The sequence below is a fragment of the Hohaiivirga grylli genome, from assembly GCF_039655745.1.
In the GTDB taxonomy this organism is placed as follows: Bacteria; Pseudomonadota; Alphaproteobacteria; order Rhizobiales; family Beijerinckiaceae; genus Hohaiivirga; species Hohaiivirga grylli.
Genome location: NZ_JBBYXI010000001.1, coordinates 139,563 through 154,109, shown reverse-complemented (window position 1 = coordinate 154,109; position 14,547 = coordinate 139,563). Strand labels below are relative to the sequence as shown.

Annotated in this window: 15 protein-coding genes; 7 read left to right on the top strand and 8 right to left on the bottom strand. The window is 48.9% G+C overall.

Translation table 11 applies throughout. The features are described 5' to 3' along the window. Positions 1-6 precede the first annotated feature (6 nt). The 3 genes from ffh to WJT86_RS00575 form a co-directional block, all read right to left on the bottom strand. On the bottom strand, positions 7-1,572 hold the full coding sequence (gene ffh, locus WJT86_RS00585) for a signal recognition particle protein (protein WP_346335550.1): 1,566 nt from the start codon (positions 1,570-1,572) through the stop codon (positions 7-9). Between the two features lie 277 nt (positions 1,573-1,849). Then, positions 1,850-2,893, bottom strand: a complete 1,044-nt coding sequence (gene arsB, locus WJT86_RS00580; protein ID WP_346335549.1) for an ACR3 family arsenite efflux transporter — start codon at positions 2,891-2,893, stop codon at positions 1,850-1,852. A gap of 7 nt (positions 2,894-2,900) precedes the next feature. After that, positions 2,901-3,254 (bottom strand): ArsR/SmtB family transcription factor, encoded by a 354-nt coding sequence (locus WJT86_RS00575; RefSeq protein ID WP_346335548.1) that lies wholly within the window; start codon positions 3,252-3,254, stop codon positions 2,901-2,903. 174 nt (positions 3,255-3,428) lie between these two features. On the opposite strand from WJT86_RS00575, the gene chrA reads away from it, so the two are divergent. Genes chrA through WJT86_RS00560 form a run of 3 tightly spaced genes read left to right on the top strand, consistent with a single transcriptional unit; the run spans position 3,429 to position 6,768 of the window. Beyond that, positions 3,429-4,628, top strand: a complete 1,200-nt coding sequence (gene chrA / locus WJT86_RS00570) for a chromate efflux transporter (protein ID WP_346335547.1) — start codon at positions 3,429-3,431, stop codon at positions 4,626-4,628. Between the two features lie 56 nt (positions 4,629-4,684). Further along, on the top strand, positions 4,685-5,761 hold the full coding sequence (locus WJT86_RS00565) for a hypothetical protein (RefSeq protein ID WP_346335546.1): 1,077 nt from the start codon (positions 4,685-4,687) through the stop codon (positions 5,759-5,761). Beyond that, positions 5,758-6,768: a DUF2157 domain-containing protein gene (locus WJT86_RS00560; protein ID WP_346335545.1), complete on the top strand. Its 1,011-nt coding sequence runs from the start codon at positions 5,758-5,760 to the stop codon at positions 6,766-6,768. Before WJT86_RS00565 ends, WJT86_RS00560 begins: the two co-directional genes overlap by 4 nt. 43 nt (positions 6,769-6,811) lie before the next feature. Here the strand turns inward: WJT86_RS00560 and WJT86_RS00555 are convergent, their stop codons facing one another. Beyond that, on the bottom strand, positions 6,812-7,684 hold the full coding sequence (locus WJT86_RS00555) for a GyrI-like domain-containing protein (RefSeq protein WP_346335544.1): 873 nt from the start codon (positions 7,682-7,684) through the stop codon (positions 6,812-6,814). Between the two features lie 306 nt (positions 7,685-7,990). On the opposite strand from WJT86_RS00555, the gene dapF reads away from it, so the two are divergent. Both dapF and mtaB read left to right on the top strand, forming a co-directional pair. Next, positions 7,991-8,869 (top strand): diaminopimelate epimerase, encoded by an 879-nt coding sequence (dapF, locus tag WJT86_RS00550; protein ID WP_346335543.1) that lies wholly within the window; start codon positions 7,991-7,993, stop codon positions 8,867-8,869. Then, positions 8,869-10,122, top strand: a complete 1,254-nt coding sequence (gene mtaB / locus WJT86_RS00545) for a tRNA (N(6)-L-threonylcarbamoyladenosine(37)-C(2))-methylthiotransferase MtaB (RefSeq protein ID WP_346335542.1) — start codon at positions 8,869-8,871, stop codon at positions 10,120-10,122. The genes dapF and mtaB overlap by 1 nt, the downstream gene beginning before the upstream one ends. A gap of 3 nt (positions 10,123-10,125) precedes the next feature. Here mtaB and WJT86_RS00540 read toward each other — a convergent pair whose 3' ends face one another. Further along, the gene (locus WJT86_RS00540) at positions 10,126-10,770 is read right to left on the bottom strand and encodes an RluA family pseudouridine synthase (RefSeq protein ID WP_346336262.1); all 645 of its coding nucleotides are present in this window, start codon (positions 10,768-10,770) and stop codon (positions 10,126-10,128) included. 237 nt (positions 10,771-11,007) lie between these two features. On the opposite strand from WJT86_RS00540, the gene ftsY reads away from it, so the two are divergent. Continuing rightward, positions 11,008-12,297: a signal recognition particle-docking protein FtsY gene (ftsY, locus tag WJT86_RS00535; protein ID WP_346335541.1), complete on the top strand. Its 1,290-nt coding sequence runs from the start codon at positions 11,008-11,010 to the stop codon at positions 12,295-12,297. Continuing rightward, complete coding sequence (locus tag WJT86_RS00530; protein WP_346335540.1) at positions 12,294-12,872, top strand: septation protein A; 579 nt, start codon at positions 12,294-12,296, stop codon at positions 12,870-12,872. The genes ftsY and WJT86_RS00530 overlap by 4 nt, the downstream gene beginning before the upstream one ends. Here the strand turns inward: WJT86_RS00530 and WJT86_RS00525 are convergent, their stop codons facing one another. From WJT86_RS00525 to WJT86_RS00515, 3 genes are read right to left on the bottom strand one after another with little or no spacing between them, the layout of a single operon-like run. Further along, complete coding sequence (locus tag WJT86_RS00525) at positions 12,873-13,508, bottom strand: DsbE family thiol:disulfide interchange protein (protein WP_346335539.1); 636 nt, start codon at positions 13,506-13,508, stop codon at positions 12,873-12,875. It lies immediately after the preceding gene. A 21-nt stretch (positions 13,509-13,529) separates the two neighbouring features. Continuing rightward, on the bottom strand, positions 13,530-13,700 hold the full coding sequence (gene ccmD / locus WJT86_RS00520; RefSeq protein WP_346335538.1) for a heme exporter protein CcmD: 171 nt from the start codon (positions 13,698-13,700) through the stop codon (positions 13,530-13,532). Continuing rightward, entirely contained in the window at positions 13,697-14,452 is a 756-nt protein-coding gene (locus tag WJT86_RS00515; protein WP_346335537.1) for a heme ABC transporter permease, read from the bottom strand. The genes ccmD and WJT86_RS00515 overlap by 4 nt, the downstream gene beginning before the upstream one ends. Between the last annotated feature and the right edge of the window lie 95 nt (positions 14,453-14,547).

The following is a 14,547-nucleotide window of genomic DNA, read 5'->3' as shown; positions in this document are numbered from 1 at the left end:
CAGAACTTACTTTTTCTTCCCAAATGGAAAACCGCCAAGACCGGGGAGTCCAGATGGTTTGGACCCACCTCCCAGGCCGGGTAATCCCGCTGGCGGTTTGGGGCCAGAGCCAAGATCAGGTGGCATTGGCGGTACGCCGCCTCCACCAAGACCCGGAGGCATCTGCCCACCCATCTGCTGTTGCAGTTTTTCCATCATCTCCGGTGTGGGTTCTGGCATACCGCCGCCCATTCCGAACATGTTCCCGAGCATTCCGCCAATGCCGCCGCGTTTATTGCGACCCATCATCTTCATGACGTCCGCCATCTGGCGGTGCATTTTCAGAAGCTTATTGATTTCTTCGACCTTCGTGCCTGAACCAGCAGCAATACGCTTTTTGCGTGATGCCTTGAGAATTTCAGGATTGCGGCGTTCTTTCGGTGTCATGGAATCGATGGCAGCAGCCATGCGTTTCAGAACATTTTCACCGATATTGGCGTTGGCCATTTGAGCCTTTGCTTTGGCAACGCCGGGCAGCATGCCCATCAGGCCGCCGATACCACCGATGCGTTCCATCTGGATAAGCTGATCACGCAGGTCTTCGAGATCGAATTTACCCTTGCGCATCTTTTCAGCCATGCGCTGGGCTTTTTCATGATCAATATTCTCGGCAGCTTTTTCAACGAGCGAAACAATATCGCCCATGCCAAGAATACGATTGGCGACGCGTGCCGGGTGGAATTCTTCCAGCGCATCAATCTTTTCGCCGGTACCAACCAGTTTAACAGGCTTGCCGGTAACAGCGCGCATTGAGAGGGCTGCACCGCCACGGGCGTCACCATCCATACGGGTCAGAACGATACCTGTTACACCGAGGCGGTCGTCAAAGGCGCGCGCGGTGTTGACGGCATCCTGACCGGTCAGGGCGTCAGCAACGAGCAGAATTTCGTGAGGGTTGGTGGCGGCCTTAACCTCGGCAACCTCAGTCATCAAGGCTTCATCAACTGTGACACGGCCAGCCGTATCAAGCATGATGACATCATAGCCGCCAAGCTTGGCGGCTTCATGAGCACGTTTGGCAATCTGGACGGCGGACTGGCCAGCCACGATTGGTAATGTATCGACGCCAACCTGCTTACCGAGAACGGCAAGCTGCTCCATAGCAGCCGGGCGGCGGGTGTCGAGAGAAGCAAGCAGAACCTTGCTCTTTGATTTATCGGTCAACCGTTTGGCGATCTTGGCAGTGGTTGTGGTTTTACCAGAACCCTGCAGACCAACCATCAGGATTGCGACAGGTGGGGCTGTATTGAGGTCTATAACTTCAGCCTCAGAGCCGAGCATGGCAACAAGTTCGTCATGGACGATCTTAACGACCATCTGGCCGGGGGTTACCGATTTGACGACCTCTGCACCAACCGCGCGAGAACGGACACGATCTGTAAAGCTACGAACAACTTCCAGCGCAACGTCTGCTTCAAGCAGAGCGCGGCGGACTTCACGCAATGCGGTATTAACGTCATCCTCGCTCAGCGCGCCGCGACGGGTCAGGCTGTCGAGAATACCGGATAGCTTTTGCGAAAGACCATCAAACATTGCTGTCACTTAGCTTTCAGAATTGCGTTACCGCGTTGATCGGAGCAGAAAATTCGCTCAATGCACCATTGCGCCCGAGGGCGTAACACGCTGTCGGACGTTGACCTCCGGCGAACAAGTCTCAGATGACAGGCCCGACACGGTCGGCGGCTCATAAAGCTCGCTTTTCCAGATTGTTCGGGTTCGATAAAGGGAAATGAGTGGAGAGTCAAGAAAATCTGCTTATTCAGTCGTTTCTTGACTCTGATTGTATGTACCTGACGGCGCAATCGCGCTTTCAGTTTTTTGATTGATACCAGCCCTGAGTTGCGTTGACGACGCGAACCACGAATAGCATGACAGGGACTTCAATCAGAACACCAACAACGGTTGCAAGTGCTGCACCCGAGTGGAAGCCAAAAAGGCTGATGGCGGCCGCGACGGCAAGCTCAAAAAAGTTTGAAGCACCAATCAGAGCAGAAGGACATGCAACGGAGTGTTTTTCGCCGGATACTTTATTCAGCCAGTATGCCAGTCCTGAATTGAACAATACCTGTATCAGAATCGGAACAGCCAGAAGCAGAATAATCAAAGGCTGTTTGACAATGGCTTCTCCCTGAAAGGCAAACAGGAGGACAAGAGTGAGAAGCAATGCAACCATTGACCATGGGCCAATTTTAGCCAGCACCTGATCAAGTTTATTCTGCCCTTTAGCAAGCAGGGTTTTACGCCATATCTGTGCAAGAATAACAGGCACAACAATGTAAAGTACAACGGATGTCAGCAGGGTATCCCATGGAACGGTGATGGCAGATAAGCCCAGCAGAAGAGCCACGATCGGAGCGAATGCAAAGATCATGATCACATCATTCAGCGCAACCTGGGATAATGTGAAGTAAGGGTCTCCATTGGTCAGGCGGCTCCATACGAAAACCATTGCGGTACAAGGTGCTGCTGCAAGGAGAATAAGGCCGGCGATATAGCTGTCATGCTGATCTGCCGGAAGGTAGCCAGCAAATATCTGCCGGATAAAAAGCCACCCCAGAAAAGCCATGGAGAATGGTTTGACGATCCAGTTGATAAACAGGGTGATGCCAATACCACGCCAATGTTCCTTGACCTGTGATAATGCTCCGAAATCAATTTTAAGCAGCATTGGTATGATCATAACCCAGATGAGCATACCAACAGGTATATTGACCTTCGCGATCTCAAGACTGCCGATAATTCGAAATGTTTCCGGCATTATCTGGCCAAGGCCAATGCCTGCAATGATACACAGTGCGACCCATGCAGTCAGGTATCTTTCAAAGAAATTGAGAGGTGAGGATTGTTTTGACATCGACTTACTACGATTTGTTTTTTGAGAAAGTTTGGACGCAAATATTTGATGGAGTATCTGCGGATTGGGTGCAGATATCTTCGGAGCAGCATTCGTCAGTCAGATAGGTAATCAAATCCTGCATGAGATTTATATCTGCCCGGTATCTTTGATATCGACCTTCCTGCTCAACAGTCAGAAGCCCCGCTTGTGTCAATGCTTTCAAATGGAATGAGAGATTATTAGGCGCTATGCCCAGAGAGGTTGATATTTCGCCAGCGACAAGACCTGAGTAGCCCTTTTTGACCAAAAGCCTGAAGATATCCAGACGGATACTGGATGAAAGAGATTCAAAGATTGTTGTTGCAGTTTTTTGCTTCATATTTCAATATTACAAGAATTATTGAAATAATCAAGAAAAGATTACATCTGATTTGAAAACAAGTGCACTCCAAGTTCAGGAATCAGAATACCAGAATGAATAATATATTTTGTGGAACATTTGGTTTATCAAAGACTTAAGCTATAATAACCTGGAGGGTAGGATGCATGGGTAATGAAGTCTAGGTCTCGTGAAATCTGGGATATATTTCAAGCTTTCCTATGGTTGGGTTTAACCAGTTTTGGTGGGCCTATTGCTCATCTCGGCTACTTCAGGGATGAGTTTGTTGAGAAGCGTAAGTGGCTCTCTGACAAGCAATATGCGGACTTAGTTGCCTTATGTCAGTTTCTGCCCGGGCCTGCATCCAGTCAGGTTGGTATGGCAATAGGTTTATTGCGGGCGGAGTTTATTGGGTCGTTTGCAGCCTGGTTTGGTTTCACATTGCCTTCAGCCTTACTCATGCTGGGATTTGCTTATGGTTTTGATGCCCTCTCAGGGCAAAGTATGGGTAGCGTTTTACACGGTTTGAAAATTGTTGCTGTTGCGGTGGTTGCTCAGGCTGTTTGGGGAATGGCAAAGAATCTGTGTCCGGACAGGCTGCGGATCACAATTATGGTTCTTGTCTGCTCACTGACATTGTTATTCCCGTCTGCATACGCGCAGATAATCGTTTTGTTTTGTGCCGGTATAATCGGGCTCATACTCTGTAAGCCAGAGAGAGAAAATGTAAGCTATGATGCATTACCCGTTCCTTACAACGGTATAATTGGCCTGATCTTACTCAGCATATTTTTCATTTCATTATTAGGACTGGTTTTGGCCATTTTGCTCTGGCCATCCGTTATTCTGGCTCAGATTGAGGCTTTTTACCGGAGTGGAGCCATGATCTTTGGTGGAGGTCATGTGATCCTTCCATTGCTGCGTGAAGCGATTGTTGTCCCGGGATGGGTTGATAATAATACATTTCTGGCAGGTTACGGTATTGCTCAGGCACTTCCGGGGCCTTTGACAACATTTGCAGCCTTTCTTGGGGCCAGTATGAAGCAAGGCTTACATGGCTGGCTGGGTGGTCTGGTTGGGCTTATAATGATTTTTATCCCTTCATTCCTGTTGGTTACAGGCGCCTTACCTTTCTGGAGTAAACTGCAAAACTACAGGAATACGCGCGCTGCCCTGATGGGTATTAATGCAGCGGTTGTCGGGTTGCTTGTTGCTGCATTGTATAATCCGCTTTGGCAGAGTACAATTTTACAGCCTGCGGATTTTGTCTTATCACTTCTTGCTTTTACGGCACTGGTATTTTGGCGTGTACCAGTTGTTTTAGTCGTTTTATTGTGCGGAATGGGGGCATGGCTTATCACTGGCATCATATAAGTAATATGGTGCCGCTGTAGGATAAGTTGTGCTGATAATTATAAAAGCGGGAAACAATGAAACAGAATAAAGCAGAGCTTCTGGCTGCTGAGAGCGCTGACTGGTTCCATCGAGGGCTGATATCCGCTGAGACTGCTCAAAATTTAGCTCAGCAGTACGATGGTCAAAATACTGGATTTTTTGCCATATTGGGGCGTTGGCTTGGTATTTTTGCGGTTATCCTATTAGCCAGTGCTGTCATGTTTATGATGATTGATCATGACAATACGCTCATTACGGGTTCTGTTATTCTTGTTATGGGTATAGGCTGCTGGATTGCAGGAATTAAAACGGTTACTTCCAGAACGCATCCGCTACCAATAACCGGTTCTGCGATTATTACAGTCTCATTTCTGTTTCTGTTTGCTGCCCTTACTGCTTTTTGTCTGGAATATTCAGAAGAACATACTGAACGGTATTTTTATCTTCTGATGTTTGTCATTGCATTTTCTGCAGCTTTAACAGCCTATGTTTATAAGCTGCGGTGGCCTTTGTTCTTAAGTATTTTATTAGTGTTTCAGGCTGTTGGAGCATCAGGTTGGTATGGTGGCAGGGGGAGCTACTATTTTGATATCGCCCATCCGCCATCCATGGCCCTGACGGCTTTTATTGTTATCCTCATCGGCCTGTATCACCGTCGGCAAGAAGATCGTGTGTTTGACCGCTTCAGCGGTTTTGGCCGGATTATGATCATTCTCGGTCTGGTTTATCTGAATTGCTCCTTATGGTTTCTCAGCCTTGGCTGGTATGACAATACGCATCTCCTAAGTGATGACAATGATGAGACAATACGGGCATTGCGTTATGTCCTCCGTTTCTTCTGGCTGATGATATTTACAGGGGCAGCAATTGGGCAGCTCATAGTGGGAGCTTATCTGAAAGATCGGATTTTTACGGGTTTTGGGATCGTTTTCCTATCTATCAATCTCTACACCCAGTTTTTTGAAAGATGCTGGGATAAACTTTCAGCTGCCAGTTTCTTTATGATTGTCGGAGCCAGCGGTCTTTTGCTGGGTTACCTTTTTGAACGGCTGTATCTGAGGGAAAAGAGGCGTGCTTCAGAAGATCTACCTACAAATGAGGTGGCGCTATGACTCCAAAAGCACGCAATGCGGTTATTAATAGTGAGCTTGCAGAGCTTCTGCGCGATGGTGACATTACTCGGGAAACCTATCTGCAATTGAAAGAGCTTTATCCTGTCGAGAAATGGGACTGGCGCTCCCTTGGCCGCTGGTTTCTTCTCTTCGGCGCAGTCAGTTTTGCTGCTGGGATTGCTCTGTTTCTCAGAGATATTTTTGATTTTTCGTATGAAAAACTGGCAGTTCTGCTCAGTGTAACAATGCTGCTTTTCTTTGCAGGTGCGCAGTGGCTTAAAGTGAAAGGCAACCAAATTTCTGCTGAAGCTTTGGAGTTGTTATCTGCTTTTGCATTGATTGGCCTGACCTTTACGATCGGAATTATTTTTTCCAACGGTTCCGGTGACTGGCCCTCTCTTGTTCTGGCGGATTTCATCATCATTCTGCCCCTGACCTATCTTTTACGAAACAAGCTGCTGCTTATTCTTGTCGCTATCCTTTTCTTTGTCTGGTTTGGCGGACGTACGGGTTACATATCCGGATGGGGTGCTTACTGGTTCAGTATGAATTATCCATTGCGCTTCTTTATGGTCTCCATGCCAATTATTGCGATGGGTGCCATACATATGCTGATGGAAAAGGGGTTTATGGCCCGCTTTCGCGGGTTTGCCAAAATCTGGATATCAATTGGCATTTTCTTTATGGAAATGGCGCTTTGGCTGATGTCCATTTTTGGAAATTATGATCTGGATAGCACAACACCAGATTTCGTGGAGCCAGATGTTTTTGGTTTCAATCTGTTATGGATTTCCGTGAATATTACCCTGATCGTTCTGGGTGCTCGTCTGAAGTTCAGAATGCTCAGAGGCTATGGTGTAACCTTCCTGATTATTCATGGCTATACCTTATTCTTTACGCATATTGGCGGCCATTTATCGCCACTTCTGACAGCAATGATTGGAGGTATTCTCACACTCGCATTGGCATTTGCGTTTGAAAAAATGCGTAAAAAAAGCAGAGTCTGAATACAGGCCCTGCTTTTAAGATTCTTATTGGTTTTGACTGAATTCAGTTAGTCTGTTCAGCGGGTTTTTGTGCCGGTTGTGGTGTGTTTTCCAGCTGAATGTAGATGTTCACGATCGTCTTCTTATCAGCCTGATCGGTGATATCAGTGACATATTCCTCAATCAATTCATCCTTACCGACCAGATTCTTATTTTCCATGTAAAGGGCGATGCCTTCATAGGTCATACTGATCAGTTCATAAGGATCCTTATGGATGAAACGAATGGCCTTGCCGATTGGTGAAGTACCGTAACGGATATTGTCAGCGAGCGCTGTGGCATCTGCGGCTGGAGCTTCTGCAAGCGGGATCAGGGCATCATAAGAGAAGCCGTCTTCTGTTGATTTTGTGAAAACAGCGACTGGACGTCCGGCTGATTTCTTCCCGGCTTTTGCAAGAGCTGCATCCAGTTTCTTGAAAGCTTCTGCCAGATTGACGATGCTGTCATCCCATGTGCTGTCGCCTGAAATAATGGCAACAGGTTTCGCCGGTATCTCAACTTCCTGAACATCCGGCGGTTCTTTTGGCATCGGTACCAAAGTTGGGACATTGGTCAGATCAGGTAAAGGCTCCGGGGCTGTTACCTCATGGTTCTGGCCGGTGTCATAATTTGCTGGCGGGTCTGTTCTTTCCTGTATGGGCTGTGTTGCAGGAGCTGTATCGCCCGCTGCCGGAACTGCCGGGCTGGCAACCGGGGCTTCCGGTGCAGGCGTGGCTTCTGGCGCCTTGGTTGTGGTTGCAGGCGTTGCAGCTGGTGCAGGTTCACCAGTTCCGACCGTTGTTCCGACGGTTGGTGTCGCACGCGGAGCTTCTTCTGCAAATGATGTGATTGAAGTTGTTGCAAGTGTGAGTGCCCAAAGACCGCAACTTGCGAACATTTGGAAAGGTGAGATCGTGAATTTGGAGCACCGCATCATTTTACCCAGCCAGATAGAATCAGGTCTATAGATCGATAATATACGTGGCATTTATCTCAACAGCGAGAGACCAGAATGCAACACTTCAGACAAGAATTCCCATATTAAGGGAATATTGCCCTGATCGTAAAAGGTTTTTCCATACTGTTGCTTGATTTCAAGATCGGATGAAGGACTCGCAATTTACGATAAAATAGAGCATATAAATGTGAACTGCAGAATAGCGCGTCCTAAAAGACCTGCCAGACGAAAATTAATAGTGACCTTATGAGCAATTACCTCACCAATCACCGCTTTTTGAAAATGAACGGCCTCGGGAACGAGATTGTTGTTCTTGACCTGCGTGGTGAGAAACACATTGTGACCTCTGATGAAGCGATTGCGATTGCCAATGATCCGCGCTCCCGCTTTGACCAGATGATGGTTCTGCACGATCCCGTTACACCCGGAACAGACGCTTTTATTCGTATCTACAACACAGATGGTACGATCGCGGGTGGGTGCGGAAATGGAACACGCTGTGTTGCATGGGCCCTGATGGCTGATGCGGAAATATCGGCAGGATTTCAGGGTACAAAGCTGCATCTTGAAACCAAGATGGGTCCGCTTGTTTGTGAGCGCCGTGGAGATGTTGAATTTACGGTTGATATGGGTGTGCCATTATTTGGCTGGCAGGATATTCCGCTCGCTCATGAAGTAACAGATACACTTGCTTTTGAAGTTCCGCTGGAAGGTTATAAGTTTGTACCAGCGGCAGGTGTCAGCGTCGGTAATCCGCATATCATTTTCTTCATTGATAATGTCGCGGATTGGGATGTCCATAAAGTCGGCCCATCACTGGAGCATCATCCCCTATTCCCTGAACGTGCCAATATCTCCTTTGCGCAGCTTGTTGCGCCAGATCACTTCAAGGTTGTTGTCTGGGAGCGTGGAGCTGGTGCGACCCGTGCCTGTGGGACAGCATCCTGTGCCGTCGCTGTTTGCGCCTATCGTAAAGGGCTTGCAGGTCGGGATGTGACAGTCAGTCTGCCCGGTGGGGATCTTCAGATTGAATGGCGGGACAATGGCCATATGTTCATGACCGGCCCGGTGGAGCTGGAATGGGAAGATCATTTCCGCCCTGAGCTGTTTGCCGGAGTGCGGTAATGGCAATTGAGATTGTAACATTCGGTTGCCGCCTGAATAGCTATGAGTCTGAGGCCATGCAGAAGCATGCAGAGACTGCCGGGCACGAAAACCTGATTATCGTAAACACCTGTGCTGTAACCTCTGAGGCAACTCGTCAGGCCCGTCAGGCAATTCGCAAGCTGGCTCGTGAAAACCCTGAAGCCAAAATTGTTGTGACAGGCTGTGCGGCTCAGGTTGAGCCACAGATGTTTGCAGCTATGAATGAAGTTTCCAAGGTTGTTGGCAATCAGGAAAAAATGGTTGCTGAAACATGGGAAAATCTGCGTGACTTTGGTGTCGGCACATCCGAAAAAGTGATCGTTAATGACATTATGGCGGTCAAGGAAACAGCAGTCCATCTGATTGACGGCCTGCGGGAACGTACCCGTGCTTTTGTGCAGGTACAGAATGGTTGTGACCATCGCTGCACCTTCTGCATCATCCCTTATGGTCGCGGTAATTCACGCTCTGCCCCAATGGGAACGATTATTGATCAAATCAGGCGGCTGGTTGAAAACGGTGTTCGGGAAGTTGTCCTGACAGGCGTTGATATTACAAGCTATGGCGCAGATCTGCCGGGCGAACCGAAGTTCGGCACATTGGTGAAAACCATTTTACGTCTTGTGCCGGAGCTTGAACGTCTAAGGATTTCTTCGATTGACTCTGTCGAAGCGGATCATGATCTGCTTGATGCGCTGGCAAACAATGAGCGCCTGATGCCACATCTGCATCTGTCATTGCAGGCAGGTGATAATATGATCCTGAAGCGGATGAAGCGTCGCCACCTGCGTGATGATGCCATCAATTTCTGCAGGCAGGCGCGCGATCTGCGGCCGGATATCGTTTTTGGTGCTGATATCATCGCCGGCTTTCCGACAGAAACCGAAGAGATGTTCACGCGCTCACTCGATATCGTTGATGAATGCGGCCTGACGCATCTGCATGTTTTCCCATTCTCTCCACGTCCAGGCACACCGGCTGCGCGCATGCCGCAGCTTGATCGTGGTATCGTGAAGGAACGTGCCCGCCGCTTGCGTCAGAAGGGTGAAGAGGCTCTGCTCGCACATTTAAAGACAGAGGTTGGGCAGAAGCGTCATGTTTTGGTGGAGACCGATAATCTGGGCCGCACGGAAGGTTTTACAACCGTTCGCTTCTCACAGCCTGTCGAGCCCGGCCAGATTATTCCCGTGACCATTACGGGTTATGAGGAGAAGGGTAATCTGCTGGCCTGATTATCAGCCAGCTTCAAACTGCTTGAAATATGCGGCCATATGCTCCGGTGGCGGTGCTGAAATAGTGATTGTTGGTTTGCTTGGATAAAGCGGTATGGTGATGGAGCGGGCGTGTAGATGCAGTCCCGGGCCGTCAAACCGTGGGGCTGTGCCGTAAATTGTATCACCATGAATTGGCCAGCCCATGGCTGAGCAGTGAACGCGCAACTGATGCGTTCTGCCTGTGACTGGTTTTAGCTCAAGTAATGTGATTGGCTGACCTTCGGGGTTCTGGCTTCTGCCCATGACACGCCAGAGCGTTTTTGAGGGTTGACCATCCGGGTCAACTTTCATCCACCATCCCCTGTCCGGAGATTTAGGGGCGAGGGGGAGATTGATTTCTCCATTCTCATCTTCTGGCCCGCCTTCAACAACAGCCCAGTAAGTTTTGTCGATCCGGTCATCGTGAAACAGTTTACCAATGCGACGCAGGGCTTTGGGATGGCGCCCAAGAACCAGACAGCCTGATGTATCTTTATCAAGACGATGGGCAATTTCTGGCTTGCGGGGCAGGCCGAATCTCAAAGCGTCCAGATGGTGAAACAGAGTATCGCCACCCTTTGGGCCCGGATGCACTGGCAGACATGCCGGTTTATTGATAACCAGCATCAGGCCATCCCGATAAAGGAGTTGCGCCAGAATTGGGTCGTCATCCGCCTGTATGATATTCTCTTGTTTCACATTTTCGGACATTTGGGGTAAAACTTGGTTCAAATTGCATGGTTAGGTACTTCATACTACCCATAAGGCATTTTACGAAAACATAAAAACCGGTGTTGCTGATGGATGTAAAATGCTATCCATTGCTCACGTATAATGGCTGTCAGCAGGAGGCCGCTTTAGTCCATGGCGGAACACGAAGAAAAAAAGGGATTTTTGTCCCGTCTGTTCGGGCGCAAGTCTGAAACACCTGTGGCTCAGGAAAATGTCCCAGTCGATGTTGTTGAGGCTGAAAAGCCGGATGAACAATCGCAGGAAACAACACAAGATGTTCTTGAGGATGTCTTTGATGTTGCGGATAAAGTGCCTGATGCTGATCTGGAAACAGATGAGATTGAGTTTCTGACAGAAACAATTGAGGCAAATGATGAACCGGAAGAGCAGCCGGAGCCGGTTGCTGAAGAAGTTGTTCCTGAACCCCAGACTGAGCCGGAACCACAGCCCGAGAATGAACAGCTTATAGCTCCTACTGTTGCTGCAGAAGAACCCAAAAAACTCAGCTGGTGGCAGCGTCTGACGCAGGGAATGCGCCGCACGTCATCATCCATCGGTGAGCGGCTGACAAATCTTTTCACCAAGCGCAAGCTTGATGCCGCAACCATTGAAGACCTTGAAGATATCCTTGTTCAGGCTGACCTTGGTGTTGATGCTGCAATCCGCATTACAGACCGCTTGTCTGATGGCCGCTTTGATAAGGAAATTTCACCAGAAGAGGTCAAAGCAATTCTGGCTGATGAAGTTGAGAAATCACTTCAGCCTGTTGCCAAGCCGCTTGTGATTGACCGGACAAAGAAGCCCTACGTCATCCTTATGGTTGGTGTTAATGGCTCCGGTAAGACAACCACAATTGGTAAACTTGCTGCAAAATTCAAAGCGCAGAAGCTTTCTGTCATGCTGGCGGCTGGTGATACTTTCCGCGCTGCAGCTATTGAACAGCTCAAAGTGTGGGGTGAACGTAATAACGTCCCGGTTGTTGCAACGACACAGGGAGCGGATGCAGCCGGTCTTGCATTTGATGCTCTGCAGAAAGCTCAGAATGATGGCGTTGATGTTCTGATGATTGATACGGCCGGGCGCTTGCAGAATAAAGCCGGGTTGATGGACGAGCTTGAGAAGATTGTCCGCGTTATCAAAAAGGTAGATGCAACAGCACCGCACTCCAGCCTGCTCGTACTTGATGCAACAGTGGGTCAGAATGCCCTGTCACAGGTTGAACTGTTTGGTAAAACCGCGGGTGTCACGGGCCTCATCATGACAAAACTGGATGGAACGGCCCGCGGCGGTATTCTGGTTGCGGTTGCCGATAAGTTTTCTGTCCCGGTTCACTTCATCGGTGTTGGTGAGGGTGTCGATGATCTTGAACCGTTTGAAGCAAAAGATTTTGCCCGTGCAATTGCCGGACTGGATGACGAATGAGTACTGAAAGCAAAAAAATCAGCCCAATCCTGAAACTTGTTTTGGAAATGGGCCCTCTGGTCGCTTTCTTTGTGATCTATTCAAAATTCGGCCTGCATATGGCAATTGGTGCGTTCATTCCGCTGACCATTGCTGCATTGGTCGTCTATTACTTCCTTCAGGGCAAGCTGCCGACAATGCCGCTTGTCTCTGGCGTGATCGTTATTTTCTTTGGCGGACTGACGCTGATTTTTGATAACGATACCTTTTTCAAAATGAAGCCGACAATTGTTAGTGGTATCTTTGGGGTCGTGCTTCTGTACGGATATTACTCAGGCAAGCAGTTGCTCAAGATTGTCTTCGATAATGCCTTTTCCCTGGATGATGAAGGATGGCGTATCCTGACATTCCGTTGGGCAATTTTCTTCATTGTCCTTGCGGTTTTAAACGAAGTTGTCTGGCGTACACAGACGGAGTCATTCTGGGTTTCGTTCAAGGTCTTTGGCCTGACAGCCATCAGTATTGTTTTTGCCATGGCGCAGACACCATTGCTGATGCGCCATGAGCTCAAGAAGGATGACGATCAGTCTAACTGATCAGGGTTTGACAGCTTCCGGATATTTGGCGATGGCAGCTTCAAGCTTTGCGATGAAGCTGTCGAAATTAACCGGAAGCAATGGCCCGACGTGTTTTTCAAAGAAGATTGCATCCGGGCCGATAATAAAGGTTTCCGGTACGCCGTACACGCCAAAATCAATACCGGCGCGGCCACTGTTATCAACACCGACAGCACTGAATGGATTACCAAGCTCTCTCAAAAAGGCGAGCGGGTTTTCAGCTGGCTGGTCCTTATAATTGATGCTGACGAACTGAACGTTTTTCTGCTTTGCAATCTCGGCCAGTTTCATGAGGCCGGGATGCTCGGCACGGCACGGTACGCACCATGAACCCCAGAAATTGACGATGCTGATTTTGCCCCTGAAATCTTCAGTTTTCAGCCCGGGCATCTGTTGTCCGTCAACGGTCTTCAATCCGTTAAGCGGGGTGAGATTAAAATTCGGGACAGGTTTACCCTGCAACACCCAGGTCAATTCACTGGGGTTGCGGCCAGATTGGGAAAAGCCGCCAAGTCCAAACCAGAGTAAAACCAGAAGAATGCCAAAAACAGCAAGTGGCAGAAGGTAGATATAAGACCGCTTTGTTTTTTCAGGTGGTGTTTCTGTCTGGCTCATAGTCACATACCGATCAGATTATCACGCAGTGCGTTTTGAACGGCGGCCAATGCCGCGTGCTTCCAGTTCAGCCAAACGGCGCTTCTGGGTTTTTGTATCCAGCATGATCCGCCCGACCAATCCGGCGATGACAATGATGGCAAAGGCATAAGCGCCAATAATAAAGACGCTGTGGGGGCCTAGATCAATCATGATGTTGCTCCGGCGGCGTCAAGACGCTCAGCTTCAAGAATGGTCAGGGTGCGTACTTTGCGACGCAGGATTTCTGCACGCATGCCTGCAATATGCAATGTCACGCCCAGCAAGGTAAAGCCAATCGCGCAAACCAGTAATGGGTAAAGCATACTGGAATGCATGGTTGGCCCATCCATCCGGAAGACCGAGGAACCCTGATGTAGGGTATTCCACCACTCTACCGAGAACTTGATGATAACGATATTCGGTACGCCAATCAGTGTCAGGACAGAGACCGCACGTGCTGCCCGGTTTGGGTCTTCAATGGCGCGCCACAGGGCGAGAATGCCGCAATAAATCAGAAACAGGATCAGGACAGATGTCATCCGGCCATCCCACTGCCAGTAGGTGCCCCACATCGGGCGGCCCCACAGGGAGCCGGTGACAAGCGAGATAACAGTGAATGAGGCACCAATTGGAGCCGCAGCTTTTTGCGAGACATCAGCAAGAGGATGACGCCAGACTAATGTACCAAGTGCTGAGAAAGTCATGATCATATAGAAGAACATGCATAACCATGAGGATGGCACGTGCAAAAACATGATCTTGATTGTCTCGCCCTGCTGGTAGTCAGGTGGCGCACCGAACCATGCCCAGCTTAAACCGCCCAAGGTTACAACAGCAGACAGCACAGCCAGATACGGCAGCAGTATGCCCGTTGTCTTGAGAAACTGAGAAGGGTTGGCCTGAGAGGCTATCCATTTTATCATGCTGTCAATTCTACCGTTGGCAAGCTTAAACTTCAATCTGCCCGAGTTACTGATCGCATAGCAAACACGAACAATCTGTCAAAGTCTTTGTTCTG

Excerpts from the sequence above, each read along its gene's own strand:
- WJT86_RS00525 (WP_346335539.1), bottom strand. The coding sequence starts at position 13,508 with ATGAGCCAGACAGAAACACCACCTGAAAAAACAAAGCGGTCTTATATC.
- WJT86_RS00560 (WP_346335545.1), top strand. The coding sequence starts at position 5,758 with ATGACTCCAAAAGCACGCAATGCGGTTATTAATAGTGAGCTTGCAGAG.
- WJT86_RS00540 (WP_346336262.1), bottom strand. The coding sequence starts at position 10,770 with ATGCTGGTTATCAATAAACCGGCATGTCTGCCAGTGCATCCGGGCCCA.
- chrA (WP_346335547.1), top strand. The coding sequence starts at position 3,429 with ATGAAGTCTAGGTCTCGTGAAATCTGGGATATATTTCAAGCTTTCCTA.
- WJT86_RS00530 (WP_346335540.1), top strand. The coding sequence starts at position 12,294 with ATGAGTACTGAAAGCAAAAAAATCAGCCCAATCCTGAAACTTGTTTTG.
- ccmD (WP_346335538.1), bottom strand. The coding sequence starts at position 13,700 with ATGATTGATCTAGGCCCCCACAGCGTCTTTATTATTGGCGCTTATGCC.
- ftsY (WP_346335541.1), top strand. The coding sequence starts at position 11,008 with ATGGCGGAACACGAAGAAAAAAAGGGATTTTTGTCCCGTCTGTTCGGG.
- arsB (WP_346335549.1), bottom strand. The coding sequence starts at position 2,893 with ATGTCAAAACAATCCTCACCTCTCAATTTCTTTGAAAGATACCTGACT.
- mtaB (WP_346335542.1), top strand. The coding sequence starts at position 8,869 with ATGGCAATTGAGATTGTAACATTCGGTTGCCGCCTGAATAGCTATGAG.
- WJT86_RS00555 (WP_346335544.1), bottom strand. The coding sequence starts at position 7,684 with ATGTTCGCAAGTTGCGGTCTTTGGGCACTCACACTTGCAACAACTTCA.
- WJT86_RS00575 (WP_346335548.1), bottom strand. The coding sequence starts at position 3,254 with ATGAAGCAAAAAACTGCAACAACAATCTTTGAATCTCTTTCATCCAGT.
- WJT86_RS00515 (WP_346335537.1), bottom strand. The coding sequence starts at position 14,452 with ATGATAAAATGGATAGCCTCTCAGGCCAACCCTTCTCAGTTTCTCAAG.
- dapF (WP_346335543.1), top strand. The coding sequence starts at position 7,991 with ATGAGCAATTACCTCACCAATCACCGCTTTTTGAAAATGAACGGCCTC.
- WJT86_RS00565 (WP_346335546.1), top strand. The coding sequence starts at position 4,685 with ATGAAACAGAATAAAGCAGAGCTTCTGGCTGCTGAGAGCGCTGACTGG.
- ffh (WP_346335550.1), bottom strand. The coding sequence starts at position 1,572 with ATGTTTGATGGTCTTTCGCAAAAGCTATCCGGTATTCTCGACAGCCTG.